The organism is Clostridium neonatale (genome assembly GCF_001458595.1).
GTDB lineage: Bacteria > Bacillota > Clostridia > Clostridiales > Clostridiaceae > Clostridium > Clostridium neonatale.
The window spans coordinates 2,744,858-2,762,339 of record NZ_LN890328.1 but is presented as its reverse complement, the minus strand read 5'-3'; the positions used below and the strand labels follow the sequence as shown (position 1 = coordinate 2,762,339).

Here is a 17,482-nt window from a genome sequence, read left to right as displayed (position 1 = left end):
GAAATGAGAAATGTTAATAAGATTTTTTAATAGGCACTGTCGCACTAAATAATTAGTGCGACATCTCATTTTGAAAAAATAAATGCTAAACCTCACTGAGTTTAGCATTTATTATAAAATGTTTTCGTTAAGAAAATATTTTATAGAAAAATATAATATTAATTTTATATCATTTCGAATGCTTTGATATTAGTAAAGTCTTATTCTTATTAATAAAAACTAATTCTATATAGTGTGTAAATATAGAGAACATCAATATAATAGAACCATAATTTAATAACAATTTTAATACATTCATAAAGCTAAAGTTTTCGTTACCTTTTTCCTTTTGACCATTAAATTCTTTATTTAAATTCGTATTATCTGGTTTATTATTTTCTGCTCCTCTAATATGATTTTCGGAATCTGACATAGTATCTACACTAAATGGCATAGTAATCCATTTTATAAAATTTGTATTTTTCATGCTATAAATTCCACTAATAAGTACAAATATGATACATATTATACTAATTGGTTTTTTAAATTTATCCAATAATTTTAATGGCTTTTTACATGAATTAGAAATTAAATTCCAATGTAATCCAATATGAATACCTATTAAAATTAAAGCAAATGCCGCACAAGAAAAATGCACTAATTTCCATGGACCACCTACTGAAAAGTGAAAAACTACTTTGGATATAAAAATTCCACTAATAATGACTAAACACCAACAAATAACTAATAAGACATTTAGAATATAGCTTATTCTAGTTTTTATAGGAATTGATTTATCGAATAAGCGCTTTGTTATTGATTTAATCCATTTTCGATTAAATAATAAATGGATTATAAATAAGCCAAATAGAACAAGCCCACCTATCTCATGAAAGCTCATTGAGATTATATTTTTTTGATATAAAAGAATCATAAGAATTAATAGTACTAAATCTAACCCTAGTTTCTTTGAAGTTGTTAATTTCATAATTTCACCTTGCATAATGAAAAAATAGTAAAAAACAGATTTTCATTATACTTCCCTCTCTCTATTATTTCATTAATTAGTATAATATGGTCACCTTAACAAAAGCTTAATTTATTTTTTGAATAGGTAAAATAGTCTAAACAAAAAATAATAAATAAATTTAAAGAATAAAAAATAAATTATATCAGATATCTAAACATGTTAATGCAACAGCTCTTTTATTATTAGAAAAGTAAGATTAAATTGAATGATAAAATACTAAAAATATGATATATTTAATTAATATGGTATTTAGTTTTTAGAAAAAATAGATTTTTCTACACTTAAGCAACAAGGAAGTGATTTGATTTGAGTATATTATTAGGTTTAAGTATTATAATTTTAGTTTTAAATATTATATTTTCTTTATCATTAATATTTATAGAACGAAAAAATCCTACGACAACATGGGCGTGGTTATTAATATTACTTATACTACCTGGATTTGGATTTATATTATACCTAATGTTTGGTCAAAATTTAAGTAGGCAAAAGATATTTAAGGAGAAAATAATAAAGGATACTAATAAAAGAAAAATACTTAATGAGAATTATAGTTATAATGATAACATTCATGATGGTGGCGAAAGATTTTCAGATCTTAGAATAATGAATTATAAGAGTTGTGGTGCAAAATATACTATTAATAATTGTGTTAATGTGTATGTAAATGGCGAGGATAAATTTAAACAACTGATTGAAGATATAAAAAATGCAAAGAAATACATACATATTGAGTATTATATTTTTAGAAGTGATAATCTTGGCAAGAAAATAATAAAAGAACTTACTAAGAAGCTTAATGAAGGACTTGAAGTTAGGCTGTTGGTAGATGCAATGGGATCAAGAAGCTTAATAAAAAAGCATTTAAGGGAATATTTAAGTGCAGGTGGGAAATTTTCTATATTTTTTCCAGGAATACTTCCACATATAAATACACGTATAAACTATAGAAATCATAGAAAAATTGTTGTTATAGACGGCAAATATGGTTACGTAGGAGGATTTAATGTTGGGGATGAATATATAAATAGAGATAGGGAATTTGGATTTTGGAGAGATACTCATGTAAGAATACAAGGTGATGCAGTTGATGATTTAAATGAAAGATTTCTTCTTGATTGGTGTCATGCATCTGGAGAAGAAATAATTCAATATTCTAAATATATAAGTGAAAAAGATAATGATATTGGCGATGTTGGAATACAAATAATTACTAGTGGACCAGACCATAAAGAAGAATACATTAGGAACTCATATATTAAGCTTATAAATAATGCTAAAAGAAATGTTTATGTAGAGACACCATATTTAGTGCCTGATGAACCAATACTAGAAGCATTAAAAATATCGGCACTATCTGGAGTTGATGTAAGAATAATACTTCCTGGTAAGCCAGATCATTTTTTTATGCCCTGGGTTGCAAGCTCTTATGTAGGTGAATTATTAGAAGCAGGAGTTAAGATATATCATTATAATACTGGATTTATTCATTCAAAAACAATTGTTGTTGATAGTCTTGCTACAAGTATAGGAACAGCAAATTTAGATATTAGAAGCTTTAAGCTTAACTTTGAAGTTAATGCATTAATTTATGACGATAGAATTGCTAAAGAATATGAAAAAGAAGTTATTAAGGATATTGGAAATTCAACTGAAATTACTTTAGAGATTCATAATAATAGAAGTTTGTCATTAAGAATAAAAGAATCTTTAGTAAGATTGGTATCACCTATACTTTAAAATATTATAACGTTTCATGTGAGGTTACAAAATGGACTATATTAATATAGTCCATTATTTGTTAATAAATCAAAAAATAATATATAAAATAAAAAATGTATAAAATTGATAAATAATATTGTTATCTAGGTGTAAGTTGTATAATATATGTATATAAGTATTTATTAACCAAAAAGAATTATTACTATTAATAAATATTAAAAAAAGCGCAAGAAAGATATTATTTTATATAATAATAGGTTGTTTAATAAATAAATTTTATAAAAATAAAATAGGCAATTCTTTTGAAATACAATAATCTGAATAAAAATGCAAATATATCATGAAGCTTATTATTATAATATGGTTTAAATATTAAAAATTGGAGAGAGGAAAAAGCATATTATAAAATCCGGAAAGTGAACTTGCTTAGGATAGTATAAATGTTAGAAACTATTCAATAACATATATTATATAAATTTGAGGGGGTATATTAATATGAGAATTGAGACAATTAGAAATAAAGCTCTAATTACAGGAACTGTAGTAACTTCGATAATTTATTTAATATGGCGTATATTTTTTACAATTCCTTTTGGTGAGGGAATTATAGCATTAATTTCTGGAATGTATTTACTCATAGTGGAAATAGTGGGTATGCTTGAAGAGGTAGTACACTACAATAATATGACAAATATTGAATATCCAATGATTCCTAAAGCCGATTTTAGTGAATTTCCTGATGTAGATATATTTATAGCAACTTACAATGAACCAGTAGAATTGTTATATAAAACAATAAATGGATGTATAAATATGGAATATCCAGATGAGAATAAGGTTCATATTTATATTTGTGATGATTCTAATAGAATTGAAATGAAAAAGTTAGCAGAAGAAATGAATATCAATTATATAACAAGGACTGAAAGAAAAGATGCTAAAGCAGGAAATTTTAATAATGCACTAGCGAAAACAGATTCTCCACTTGTTGTAACATTTGATGCAGATATGATACCAATGCATGATTTTTTAATGTCAACAGTTCCGTATTTTGTTGAAGATTTAACTAATGCAAAAAAAATAGAAAAAAAAGATGGTAAAGAAGCAAGGAAGAACAGAGAGGGAAAAATAGGATTTATTCAGACACCACAAAGTTTTTATAACCCTGATTTATTTCAATATAATCTGTTTTCAGAAACTAGAATACCAAATGAACAGGATTATTTCTATAGAGATATACAAATATCAAGAAATAAAAGTAATTCTGTAATATATGGAGGAACTAATACAGTAATTTCGAGAGAAGCATTAGATGAGATAGGTGGATTTTACACAAAAGTGATAACAGAAGATTTTGCAACTGGAATACTTATTCAAAGTAATGGTTATACATGCTATGCTATTGATGAAGTTCATGCATCAGGTCTCGCACCGGAAGATTTAAAGGGATTAGTTAAACAGAGACAAAGGTGGGCTAGAGGATGCATACAAACTGGTAGAAAACTAAATATTTTATTTAGAAAAGGGCTTAATATAAGCCAAAAGTTAAGTTATATTTCAGCAATAACATATTGGTATGGCTGTCTTAAAAGGTTAATTTATATTATGGCACCAATTCTCTTTTCTGTATTTGGAGTAGTCGTTGTAAAATGTACTCTTTTAGAAGTATTAATATTCTGGTTGCCTATGTATATATTTAGTTCTAAATCACTGAAATTAGTTTCAAGAAAAATAAGAACAGTAAAATGGACAAATGTTTATGAAACTATACTTTTTCCATCATTAATAGTATCTGTTATATTGGAGAGCTTGGGGATTTCTCAGAAAAAATTTAATGTAACAAGAAAAGGTGGAGCTATTGAAGATAAAAATTATCAGATAAAGAAGGCAATTCCACATATAATTTTATCAATTCTTTCTATAATAGGAATAATAAATTGTGTTAAATTCACCTTTATAACAGGAACTCCAGTCTATATTGTACTAATATTTTGGCTCATTATAAATTTGTATAATATAGTAATGTCAATATTCTTTATGCTTGGAAGACAGGTTTTACGAAGAGCAGAGAGATTTCCAATAAATATTGATTGCATAGTAAGTTTTCATGAGAAAGAATTAAAGTGTACTACTAATGATATTTCAGAAAATGGATTATCTATAGTATTAAAAAAACCTGAATTTATACCATATAAAGAATCAATAAGAATTTTATTACAAACTGATAGATATAAAGCTCAATTTGTGGCAAAAATAATTCATGTTGGACAAGTTGGAGAGCAGTGGAAATATGCAATGGAAATACAGGAGATTGATGATCATAATTTAAAACAATTATTGAGAATACTTTATGATAGAGTTCCAGAATTACCTAAGATAGTGGAGATGAATAATAGCATTTTTGATGATATTAGAATAAATGTTTTAAAAAGAGGAGAGCAGAAAGTTAAATTTAATAGAAAACTTCCGCGTGTTAATTTGAACAAAGAACTATATTCAAAAGAGCATGGAAAAGTTAAAATTATTAATTTCAATTATGAGTATGCGGTATTGAAAACAAATAAGGTATTTGATAGTTTAATTTTAAAAATTAATGATTGCATAGATATTAAATTTATATTGACAGATACTTCGAGTGCGAAGATAGAAGAAAATACATACTTATATAAGGTTGATAACTACGAAGAAATATCTGCAAATGAAGAATTCGCAGAAATACTTAATCAATGGATTAAAGAGTATGAAATTTATATGAAAAGAAAGAAAAATGAAAAAATAAAATTGGAAGATGAAGATGTCTTTAATGAAATGGAATATTTATAGATGTTTGAGTTGGTGAAAAGTATGAAGGTGTATAAAATGCAGAGAATTTTAATTTTTCTATTGGTAGTTTTTATATCTAATTTTACTACTGTTTATGCGTTAAATGAGGAAGAACTGGTGGAGTATGTTCCTGATAAAATTGAACAGATTAGTAATGGTGTAGATGCAACTTTATCAAAATTGCAGAGCAATATGTATGAATTAAATATGGATACGTCAGGATTAAAAACTGGATATTATACTACATATATATATGTAAATTCTAGTGATGATTGGTCAAATTATGAAGGTTTTCAATTTAAAGTTGAAAATAAATCAAGCAGTTCTATAAGAATAAATTTAGACATAAAGACTAGAGATGGAAAAGTATTATCTGTTCCAGATAAGAATGTTGTTATGTTAAAAAATATTGATCGAGAAGAGTTGGAAATTTACAATCCAAAATATGGAACCGTTGAAATTCCGAAAGATTTTAATGGAGAAATATATATACCATTTAATAGTATGAGAGAAAAAGAAGAAGTTTTGAATGAAGTTATTAAAGTTGCTGGTATAGATTCGTGGGGGATTGTGGCAACAGCAGCGGAAAATGAGAATAAAGATTTTTTAGTAGGGGATTTTAGATTAATAAAAAGTGGATCAAATTTAAAGAAATATTTTGAATATAATCTGGAGATAACAGGAGATAAAGAGGTAGAAATACCAGTAGTAGGAGAAGGTATTTCGGACTATAAAGTAATTGATACAGTAGAAAATGAAGATATTTTAGAAAAAGGAACAGTAGTTGAATTTAAAATGAAGAAAGATGTTAATGGTGTTAATATTAGTAAGGATGGAAGACTTACAATACATCCAGATATATCTCCGCAGGAAATTGAAATTGAATCTGTTATAAATGATACTATAGTTAAAAATCTTAAAGTTAATTTGCTAAAATCTTGGACTCTTACTGAAAAAGAAGTAGATGGAACAAAAAAGAGTATTCCTAAAGAAAATGAAGTCAGAAGCATATTAGATGATAAAGATGAAATTTATATTAATAGATTTATTATTATAATAAGATTTTTTATAGTATTTATTTCAATATTCTGTGTAGTATTATATATTAAATGGAAAAATAATCTAAAAAGAAAGTAATTTTAGATTGAGGATGGATTTTATGGATCATAAAAAGTGCACTTTTATAACTATAATTCTTCTAGCGTTTTTTGTAGTATTTCTTTTTTTAAAAGCCATTAACACTCCTAAAATAGAATTTACTTCTTGCATTAGTATTGGAAATGCACTTGAAGCACCAAAAGATTTATCATGGGATGTAGAGATGAATGAAGAATATTTTGATAAAATTAAAGAAGCAGGATTTGATTGTGTAAGACTTCCGGTAAGATTTTCAGATTATGCTAAAGATAATAAAGATTATTTATTAGATGAAAGTTTCATGAAAAAGATTGATTACTATATAGATTATGCATTGAGTAAAAAACTTGTTATTATATTAGACTTTCATCACTTTATTGAAATAATGAAATTTCCTAATGAATATAAGGAGTGTTATTTAAAAATATGGGATCAAGTAGCGGAAAGGTATAAGGACTATCCGCAAGAACTTATGTTTGAGCTATTAAATGAGCCAAATGATAATTTAAGTGGAGAACTATGGAACCAATTTATAGATGAAGGAGTAAATATAATACGAAAAAGTAATCCCAAAAGAACTATTATAGTAGGTCCTGATAACTATTATTCTGTTTATAGTCTTGAAAAATTGAAGATTCCACAAGATAAGAATATAGTAGTATCATTTCATTACTATGAACCAAATGAGGTTACATTTCAGGGAAGTGTAAATCATAAAGGATTTGAAAATTTAAAGGATAATCAATGGACAGGGACAAATTTAGAGATTCAATATTTAAAGAGCAGATTTGAAATTGCTAAAAAGTATTCAGAAGATCATAAAGTGAGAATATTTTTAGGTGAATTTGGAGTAAATAAAAATGCTCCTGAAACTACTAGAATAAATTGGACACAAGCTGTGCGAAAGGAAGCAGAAGAATATGGATTTAGCTGGGGATATTGGGAGTTATGTTCTGAATTTGGAATTTATGATGTTAAAAATGATTTATGGAATGAAAAAATATTAGATAGTCTTCTAGAGAATTAAAACCATATTTATTAAGGACAAAGGAGGAGACAGGATGCTTTTTTCGAGTATAGTTTTTCTTTTTTATTTTTTGCCTATAGTATTGATTTTATACTATGCACTATCATTTTCAAGAACTGCTCAAAATATATTGTTGCTTATTTCTAGCTTGATTTTTTATACATGGGGAGAATCAAAATATGTATTATTGATGCTTTTATCTATAATTTTAAATTATATTTTAGGAATTATGGTTGACAAGTATAGAAAAGATAAATTAAAAGCAAGGTTTATAATAATTTTTACCTGTATAAGCAATTTGGGAATATTATTTGTATTTAAGTATTTAGGTTTTGTTATACGTAATATAAATGAAACACTACCATTTTATAAAATACAAATACCAAAGATAATTTTACCTATAGGTATTTCCTTTTTCACATTTAAAGTATTATCATATGTTATTGATGTTTATAAAGATAAGGTTAAAGTACAGAAAAATATTTTTTATTTAGGGTTATACATATCATTTTTTCCACAACTATTGGCAGGCCCTATAGTACGTTATTCAACAATAGAAAATCAAATTAGATATAGACAGGAATCATGGGAAAAATTCGGAATAGGATGCTGTAGATTTATTGTTGGATTGGGGAAAAAAGTTCTAATATCAAGTAATATGGCTATTATTGTAGATAGAATTTTTACAATGAATAGCAATATAGATATTCCAATAAGTATTGCGTGGATTGGATCGTTTGCATATACATTTCAGATATTTTTTGATTTTTCTGGTTATTCAGATATGGCAATAGGTCTTGGATTAATGTTTGGATTTAAATTTGATGAGAACTTCAATTATCCATATATCTCTAAATCAATAACTGAATTTTGGCGTAGATGGCATATATCATTAGGATCATGGTTCAGAGACTATGTATATTTTCCTCTTGGAGGCTCAAGAGTAAAAAACAAAGATAAAATAATACGTAATTTATTTATTGTATGGGTATTAACAGGTATATGGCATGGTGCAGAATGGACATTCATTATATGGGGGTTTTTGAACTTTATATTTATTGCGATTGAGAAAATTTTGATATTTGATAAATTAAATATCAGTAAAGGAGTTAAGCACCTGTATACACTATTTATTATAAATTTAGGATGGGTATTATTCAGATCAAAAGATTTAATAGAGGCAGGAAAATATATTTCAAACATGTTTGGATTTAATCATAATGGATTTTGGAGCGACTATACATATATGTTTATAAAAGAAAATATAGTATTTTGGATTTTAGCAATTATATTTTCTACTCCAATTGTTAAAAAAGCCAATAAGTTTTTAGTTGATAAATTTTATTTATATAGAGAAGTGAGTATAATTTATCCAGCAGTTATCATAGGATTATTTTTTATATGTGTATGTTATCTGGTAAAGGGAACATATAATCCGTTCATATACTTTAATTTCTAAGAGAAATAAGGAAAGGTGTTAAACATGGAAATTTTTTTTAAGAAAAAGATAGTAACTTCAATAATGTTCATAGTTATTCTTTTAACATTTTCTGTTTTTAATTTTACTAAGTCATATAAGTATGTTAAGCAAGTATTAGAGGATAACCCAATTAATATAAAAAATATTGATAATGTAATAGAATTGGTTGAAAATACAATTAATGAGAATGTTTATGGTAAATATTTATTTGTAGAGAGCTATGGATTTATACAAAAGATTATGGACAAAAATGAGGAGAATAATTTTGAAGTTGTTAAAGATAAGGATGGATTTCTTCATTATACATTTATAGCACATCAGCCGAATCCCGTATATGACTTATCTAATAAAACAGAAGATTTTAAAAACAATATAAAAAATAGCAACACTAAATTAATATATTTGATGACACCTGACAAATATATTAAAGGATATACAGAATTACCAACAGGAATTCCATATAATTATGCAAATGAAACAGCAGATGATTATATAGAACTTTTGAAGGAAAAAGGAATTGATACAATAGATTTAAGAGAAAATTTGTTAAGTAGTGGAATACCATCAGAAGATTTATTTTATAAAACAGATCATCATTGGAAAACTGAAACTGTTTTTTGGGAATTTGGACAATTAGTTAATAAATTAAATAAATATTATGGTATGAATTTAGACAAAACAGATTATTATACAAATAAGGAAAATTATAATTTCATTAAATATCCTAATTCGTATATAGGTTCTATGGGAAGAAAAACAGGAATAATTTATGGTGGAATTGATGATTTTACGCTTATCTATCCTAAATTTAAAACTTCATATTCATATTATTCTAAAACAAATGGTCAGGAAATGAAATTGGAAGGTAGATTTGAAGAAGCATTGTTAACAGTGTCTCCTTTTAGAACTGAAAAAGGAATTTATTCATTAGAGGCTGATAAATATTCTTCTTATCTATTTGGAAATAGAGGAATAGTTCATATCGTTAATAAAGATAATTTAAATGGTCCTAAAATATTATTTATAAAAGATTCATTAGCAGTTCCACTTGCAGCCTTTATGTCAACAGTATGTTCAGAAGTCTATTTAGTTGATCCTAGATATTATAAGGAAAGTATTTTAGAATATGTTAATAGTATCGAAAATTTAGATATTGCATTTATTTCATTTTCGCCACAAGATTTAACAGATGAATTTTTCAATTTTAATTAATATCTACTAAATACCTTTAAAATTATCATAATAAATAAGTCTGTTTGAGTTGATATACATAATTAATAGCATTTATCATAAGATAGGTGCTTTTTTATACCAATTTTTAAAGAAATTAATAGAAATAGAATTTATATAGAGAGATAATAATCTTTGGTCAAGTATTTCTTTTCAAGATGGAGCATCTTATCTCAATACGGAAAAGTGATAAATATCTCAGATAGAGATTATTTTTACTATTCAATTGAAGGAAAATCCTACGTAAGCAATTTAGTTGAATCTTAAATAGATTCAACTAAATTGAATATTTATAGTGTTCCTGTTCTTAAAGAAGATAAAGTTGTAGCTATATTGTGGGCATCTATAGAAATAGAAGAGTTTTGTAAGAATTTGGATTTGCACCCTGATTGAGAGGCTATTTGTAATATGATAAAATTTTCAGTAAAAAGGTTAAAATCATCAACGTTTAAAGAAATATATAATTACGATATAATTAAGAAGAGTAATAATACAATTATTTAGGAGTAATTAAATAATGATAAAATCAGATATAATAAAATCTTTTAATGAGAAAGAAATGAGGATATATGAATTTATAAGTAAAAATGCAGTTAAAGTTCCATATATGACAATAAGAGAATTAGCAAGCTCTGTATCAGTATCAACAACAACAGTTTTAAATTTTGTTAAAAAAGTAGGATATGAGAATTATAGCAGCTTTAAATATGAATATAAACTTCAAGAAGAGAAAGTAATACATAAAGATGCTAAATATGATTTCAAAGAAATTATACAATGCCTAGATAAATTTGATTCGGATACTTATAAAAATAGATTTAAAGAAGCAGCAGATATTATAGATAGAAGTGATAAGATAATTTTTATTGGAATAGGAAATTCAGGGATGGTTGCTCAATATGGAGCAAGATTATTTTCAAGTATTGGAAGGTTTTCTTTTGTAATAAATGATCCTTATTTAAGGATTGAAAAGCTTGAAGATGATTGCGTAATGATAGTTCTATCTATATCAGGTGAAACTCCAGAAATAATTAGGGAAGTTGAAGATAGTAAGAAATTTGGATGTAATGTTATTGCTATAACAACAACAGAAAATAGCACATTAGCGAGAATATCAGATGTGACAATACCATATTATATTGAATCTGTATATGATGATGAAATTGATATAACGACACAGATACCAGCAATTGCAATATTAGAAAATCTAAGTAGAATTATATCAAGATAAAAAATTCATAAAAATATATAAGTATAGCAAATTAAAACTAAGTAATTATTTTGATTTACTATACTTTTTTTATCTAAAACATATTAAAAACAATGTGTTTTTTATTTTTTACAAAAAACATAAAATGAACACATTTTATAAAACTTGTAAACCTATTTAAATATAATTTCAACTTGATATAATAATCATGAACTATTTAAAGCGATTACTAGAAATACGATTATATTTGGCCAAACGTATTTTAGAATTTTACTTGAAAATTATTAGGAGGAATTATATTTATGGAAAAATTTCAAGCTTTAATGATGCGCTATTTTGTACCTTTAGCTACTAAAATTAATGCTCAAAGACATGTTTCTGCTGTGCGTGATGCATTCACATTGGCATTCCCACTTACTATGGCAGGATCTTTGGTTGTTTTAATTAACTACGTATTTTTATCACCTGATGGGTTTGTTGCGAGTATATTACATTTAGATAAATTTATACCTAATTTAGTTGAATATCAGGAAATATTTAATCCTATTGTAAACGGAACCACTAATATTATGGCAATTATAATTGCATTTCTTACAGCTTATGAGCTAGCTAGAATTATGGGAGGAGATGAAGTGTTATCAGGTATTACATCTATGGCATCCTTCTTTATTTTGTATCCAGCTGCACAAGAATTTAAAAACGGTGGCATGGGGTTAACTAGCTCTTACTTTGGAGCTCAAGGACTATTTGTTGCATTATTTATTGGTTTAATTGTTGCTGAGTTACTTACTAAGATGGGAAATAATGAAAAGCTACGTATTAAGATGCCTGATACAGTACCACCAGCAGTTGCTAAATCATTTAATATATTATTTCCAATTATGATAGTACTAGCTTTATCTGGCTTACTTAATTTCTTTATATTAAAAATTTCACCAGATGGTATTCAATCATTAATTTATAATGCTATACAAGCACCTTTAGTATCATTAGGAAGTTCAATGGGAACAATATTAACATTTGTAGTTGTTCAACAATTCTTATGGGTATTAGGTATACATGGACCAAATACATTAAGTGCATTAAGATCTGTTATGTTTACAGAACAGGGATTAGTTAATCTTGAATATGTAGTAGCAAATGGTACTGCATGGGGAGCTCCTTATCCAGTAACTTGGGCAGGAATTAATGATGCCTTTGGAAATATTGGAGGTTCAGGAGCAACTTTGGGGCTTATTATTGCTGTATTTATTGCTGGACGTAGAAATAAGGCTCAATATCAAATTTGTAAGATGTCATTCTTACCAGGATTATTTAATATTAATGAACCAATAGTATTTGGCTTACCAATTGTTATGAATCCAATATTTGTTGTTCCATTTATATTATCACCTATTGTATGTAATATTATTGGATATTTATGTATCATGGTATTTAAGATTATTCCACCTATTGCATATACTGTAGCATGGACAACACCAGGATTTTTAATACCATTCTTAGGATCAGGAGCTAATAATTTTATGGCTTTATTTATCGGATTTGTTTGTTTAGCTGTAAGTACACTAATTTACTTGCCATTCGTTATGGCAAACTCTAGAGCAGTAGAAGAAGCACAAGTAGAAGGAGAAACAGAATAATGAATAAAGAATTTTTATGGGGAGGAGCTGTTGCAGCTCACCAATTAGAAGGCGGATATAAAGAAGGCGGAAAAGGTCTATCAATAACTGATGTAATGACTGCTGGTGCGCATGGAGTTCCAAGAAGAATTACAGATGGAATAATTGAAGGCGAAATATATCCAAACCATGAGGCAATAGATTTTTATCATAAGTATAAAGAAGATGTAGCATTATTTGCTGAAATGGGATTTAAATGCTTCAGAACATCTATTTCATGGCCAAGAATATTTCCAAATGGTGATGAATTAGAGCCAAATGAAGAAGGGTTAAAATTCTATGATGATTTATTTGATGAAATGCTTAAATATGGAATTAAGCCAGTTGTTACATTATCTCATTTTGAAATGCCATACTACTTAGCAAAAAAATATGATGGATTTAGAAGCCGTGAATGTGTAGATTTTTTTGTAAGATTTGCAACAGCTTGTTTTGAAAGATACAAAGATAAAGTAGAATACTGGATGACATTTAATGAAATTAATAATCAGACAGCAATCGAAAATGAATTTGGAATATATACATGTTCAGGAGTACGTTTTAGGGAAGATGACAATCGTGAAGAATTAATGTATCAAGTTGTGCATAATGAATTTGTTGCAAGTGCACTTGCAGTTGCAGCTGGCCATAAAATTAATCCTAATTTTAAAATAGGATGTATGCTTGCTTGCGTTCCAATATATCCATATTCATGTAATCCAGATGATATGATGCAGTCTGTAGAACAAATGCATCAAAGATATATGTTCACTGATGTTATGGTAAGAGGTTATTATCCATCATATGTTAAAAAGTACTTGGAAAAACATAATTTAAATATTGTTATGGAACCTGGTGATGAAGAAATTTTAAGAAATGGATGTGTAGACTACATAGGATTATCGTACTACATGTCATCAGTAACTAAATTCGGAGATGGAGAAGTTAGAGCAGGAGTTCAAAACTGTGTAACTAATCCATATATTAAAGCAAGTGATTGGGGATGGCCAATAGATCCAGTTGGACTTAGATATTCATTAAATGTATTATATGAACGTTATCAAGTTCCATTATTTATAGTTGAAAATGGATTTGGAGCTTATGATAAATTAAGTGAAGATGGAAAATATCATGATGACTACCGTGTAGAATACCTAAGAAAGCACATTGAACAATTAAAAAAAGCAGTTGATGAAGATGGAGTAGATCTTATTGGATATACTGTTTGGGGATGTATAGATGTAGTTTCTTATGGTACTGGTGAAATGGAAAAACGTTATGGTTTTATACATGTAGACAAAGATAATAAAGGTCAAGGTACATTAAGAAGAGCACGTAAGGAGTCATTTAATTGGTATAAAAAAGTTATTGCTTCAAATGGAGAGGAATTATAAGAGATAGTAAGTAAAAGAAGGTGGAGCCATGAAAGAATTTATAATAAAATTAAAACTAGATAAACCAAATGATGTGGGATTTTTAAGAAGATCTGTAGCATACATTATTGATTGGTATATAGGTGGTGTATTAGCTTCATTACCATTAATAATCATATATATGATAAATAATGATAATGTTACAATAATTCCACAAAATATTGAAATATTTAAATATCCGTTGAATATTATTGTAGGATTACTATCTTTCATGGTTGCAGTCTTTTACTATGTACTTGTACCAATGTATATTTATGAAGGGCAGACACTTGGGAAAAAGATAGCTAGTTTAAAGATTATGAGTAATGATAACCTAAAAGCTTCAAGGAGACAGGTTTTCATAAGACAATTTGTAGTAATTTTACTTTTAGAAGGCAGCCTATTTACTTCAAGCAATATGCTTCATCAAGTGCTTAATGTATTTTCTGGAGTTAAGATTACAACTATATATAGTCGAATTGGCCTTTTTATAACCGCAATTTCTATAATTTTAGTTATTTTACTAAAATCAAGAAGAGCCATACATGATGTTATTTCAGGTACAAGAGTAATTAAATATAAATCTAAGAGCAAATTAATAGCAGCTTAGAAAATAATATAATAGTATAGATCAGATGATTAAATATTGCATTTGATTTATACTATTAATCTTAATATATAATTTGATTTTGATTAGAATATCATTTGGTCAATTTGTTAAAAGACTAGATATAATACAGTTATTTGATTAAAATATACTTGTAAATTATTTATGGATAAGGAGATTTTGGATATGAATTATTTGGTTATGGATGTTGGAGGAAGTGCTATAAAGTATGCTCTAATGAATGATTCATTAGAAATGATAGAAAAATCAAGTGTAAAGACACCAATGGATTCATTAGATAGCTTTAAAAACGTTGTAAAGGATATCTATGAAAAATATAAAGATGAAGTTGATGGTATAGCTATGTCACTGCCGGGATTAATAAACAAACAGACAAATAAAATGCAGATTCCTGGAAAACTAGAGTATAATTTAGGTGTAGATATATTGAAAGAGTTAAAATCTGTAACTACAGATAGATTTACAATTGAAAATGATGCAAAATGTGCAGCACTTTGTGAAGTGATATATGGAAGTTTAAAAGGTACAAGTGTAGGTGCAGTTTGTATTATAGGTAGCGGAATTGGAGGAGGCATAACACTAGGAGATAATGTTCTATCAGGCAGCCATGGCTTTGCAGGTGAATTTAGCTACTTATCAACAAAATGGAAGGATTATGAAGGCTTTAACAGTAAATGGTGTGTTGAGAATGCAGCATTTAATTTAATAGAAATGATAGCTAAAGAGTTGGGAATAACTAAAGAAGAGTTAGATGGACCACAGGCTTTTAAATACTGTAATGAAGGAAACCAAAAGGCATTAAAGGCTTTAAGTGAATATTGTGATATCTTAGCTATGGGACTATGGAATATACAGGCAACTGTTGATCCAGACAAAATTGCAATAGGTGGCGGAATAAGTCAGCAATCTATATTAATAGAATATATAAATAAATCATTAGATAAATTTTACTCTAAAATGCCTATACCAATTCCAAGAGTAAACATAGTAAATTGTAAATACTTTAATGATTCTAATTTAATTGGAGCTTTAGCAAATTATAAGAAGATTTATGGTTAGAAAACTTAAAACTTCATAAAGACTAATATATTACAAACAAGCCCTATTATGTTTAATTTTGTAAATAAACATAATAGGGCTTGTTTATTTTTATAAGCTTTAATATAATATCAACAAAATCAAAAAATAATTTTTAAAATAATATTTATTAGTTTATAATAGATGTACTATTATAATATTTTATATCATTAAATAATCGGGGAGAAATTTAATTATAATGGATAATTTATATAAAATAAAAACACTAAATGAATTAGAATATTCAATATATTTATACTTAAGTCAAGATAAGAATAAAATAAGAAATTTAAAACTTAAAGAAGCAGCTGAAGAACTACATGTATCACCAGCAATGGTCACTCGTGTATGCAAGAAGCTTGGGTTTAATGGATTTAGTGAATATAAGTTACATTTAAGATTTAATGAATCTAAAAGTAATGATGTAAAATATGATAAGATAGCATATTTATTAGATTATTTTCAAAGAGCAAAAGGTGAAAAAGTATCAGAAGTAATAAAAAAAATTGCAGAAGAAATTGTTGATAGTGATGAAGTATTATTTTTTGGATTAAGCTTATCAGGTGCATTGGCTAAATATGGAGCTTTACTATTAAATCGTAAAGGAATAAGGAGCTCATTTATTGATGATATAAGCTGGAGGGTAGAAGATATTTATGATTCTAAAACTTTAGCAATTATATTAACTGTATCAGGAGATACGGAAGAAACTAATAAAGTTATTTTAAATTTAAGAGCTAGCGGGGTTAAAGTTGTTGTTATTTCAAACAGCGAAAATTCTCAATCAGCAAAAATGGCAGATTATAGTATAGGCTATTATGTTCCAAGTAAGCGTGATAAATTCTATTTTAGTTCAGCAACTCAAGTTCCAGTAATTTATATTATTGAAGAAATCGCTGATGAAGTAAATAGAATAAGATTAGAAATTAATAATTTTAAATAGTAGTGTAATGTTACACAATAACATTACACTACTATTTTTTGTATATTAATTAATAAAAAAGGAATGTTTTGCAATAGATTATGTGTAGCTTAAAGTATAAATTTTACGTACTTAGTAATTCACTTT

Annotated in this window: 13 protein-coding genes; 12 read left to right on the top strand and 1 reads right to left on the bottom strand. The window is 26.8% G+C overall.

Translation table 11 applies throughout. From position 1 onward, the window contains the following. Positions 1–169 precede the first annotated feature (169 nt). On the bottom strand, positions 170–967 hold the full coding sequence (locus tag BN2920_RS19250; RefSeq protein ID WP_058296580.1) for a DUF4405 domain-containing protein: 798 nt from the start codon (positions 965–967) through the stop codon (positions 170–172). 348 nt (positions 968–1,315) lie between these two features. Here BN2920_RS19250 and cls point away from each other — a divergent pair, with 348 nt between their 5' ends. The 12 genes from cls to BN2920_RS19190 all read left to right on the top strand — a co-directional run bounded on the left by cls (position 1,316) and on the right by BN2920_RS19190 (position 17,356). Next, on the top strand, positions 1,316–2,749 hold the full coding sequence (gene cls / locus BN2920_RS19245; RefSeq protein ID WP_058296579.1) for a cardiolipin synthase: 1,434 nt from the start codon (positions 1,316–1,318) through the stop codon (positions 2,747–2,749). Between the two features lie 477 nt (positions 2,750–3,226). After that, positions 3,227–5,554 (top strand): glycosyltransferase, encoded by a 2,328-nt coding sequence (locus BN2920_RS19240; RefSeq protein ID WP_058296578.1) that lies wholly within the window; start codon positions 3,227–3,229, stop codon positions 5,552–5,554. Then, positions 5,555–6,691, top strand: coding sequence for a carbohydrate binding domain-containing protein (locus tag BN2920_RS19235; protein ID WP_172437908.1), 1,137 nt, complete (start codon positions 5,555–5,557; stop codon positions 6,689–6,691). It abuts the gene before it with no gap. 22 nt (positions 6,692–6,713) lie between these two features. Next, on the top strand, positions 6,714–7,718 hold the full coding sequence (locus BN2920_RS19230; RefSeq protein WP_159116871.1) for a glycoside hydrolase family 5 protein: 1,005 nt from the start codon (positions 6,714–6,716) through the stop codon (positions 7,716–7,718). Between the two features lie 34 nt (positions 7,719–7,752). Beyond that, a complete protein-coding gene (locus BN2920_RS19225; protein WP_058296575.1) occupies positions 7,753–9,177 on the top strand; it encodes an MBOAT family O-acyltransferase in 1,425 nt (474 codons plus the stop codon). Between the two features lie 24 nt (positions 9,178–9,201). Then, the gene (locus tag BN2920_RS19220) at positions 9,202–10,410 is read left to right on the top strand and encodes an alginate O-acetyltransferase AlgX-related protein (RefSeq protein WP_058296574.1); all 1,209 of its coding nucleotides are present in this window, start codon (positions 9,202–9,204) and stop codon (positions 10,408–10,410) included. A 535-nt stretch (positions 10,411–10,945) separates the two neighbouring features. Next, positions 10,946–11,659, top strand: coding sequence for a MurR/RpiR family transcriptional regulator (locus tag BN2920_RS19215; RefSeq protein WP_058296573.1), 714 nt, complete (start codon positions 10,946–10,948; stop codon positions 11,657–11,659). 281 nt (positions 11,660–11,940) lie between these two features. Continuing rightward, entirely contained in the window at positions 11,941–13,278 is a 1,338-nt protein-coding gene (locus tag BN2920_RS19210) for a PTS sugar transporter subunit IIC (protein ID WP_058296572.1), read from the top strand. Continuing rightward, the gene (locus tag BN2920_RS19205) at positions 13,278–14,690 is read left to right on the top strand and encodes a 6-phospho-beta-glucosidase (protein ID WP_058296571.1); all 1,413 of its coding nucleotides are present in this window, start codon (positions 13,278–13,280) and stop codon (positions 14,688–14,690) included. The genes BN2920_RS19210 and BN2920_RS19205 overlap by 1 nt, the downstream gene beginning before the upstream one ends. Positions 14,691–14,718: 28 nt before the next feature. Beyond that, positions 14,719–15,318 carry an RDD family protein gene (locus BN2920_RS19200; RefSeq protein WP_058296570.1) on the top strand — a complete coding sequence of 200 codons (600 nt, stop codon included), beginning with the start codon at positions 14,719–14,721 and terminating at the stop codon, positions 15,316–15,318. 183 nt (positions 15,319–15,501) lie between these two features. Continuing rightward, complete coding sequence (locus tag BN2920_RS19195) at positions 15,502–16,395, top strand: ROK family protein (protein WP_058296569.1); 894 nt, start codon at positions 15,502–15,504, stop codon at positions 16,393–16,395. A gap of 217 nt (positions 16,396–16,612) precedes the next feature. Next, on the top strand, positions 16,613–17,356 hold the full coding sequence (locus tag BN2920_RS19190) for a MurR/RpiR family transcriptional regulator (protein ID WP_058296568.1): 744 nt from the start codon (positions 16,613–16,615) through the stop codon (positions 17,354–17,356). Positions 17,357–17,482 lie beyond the last annotated feature (126 nt).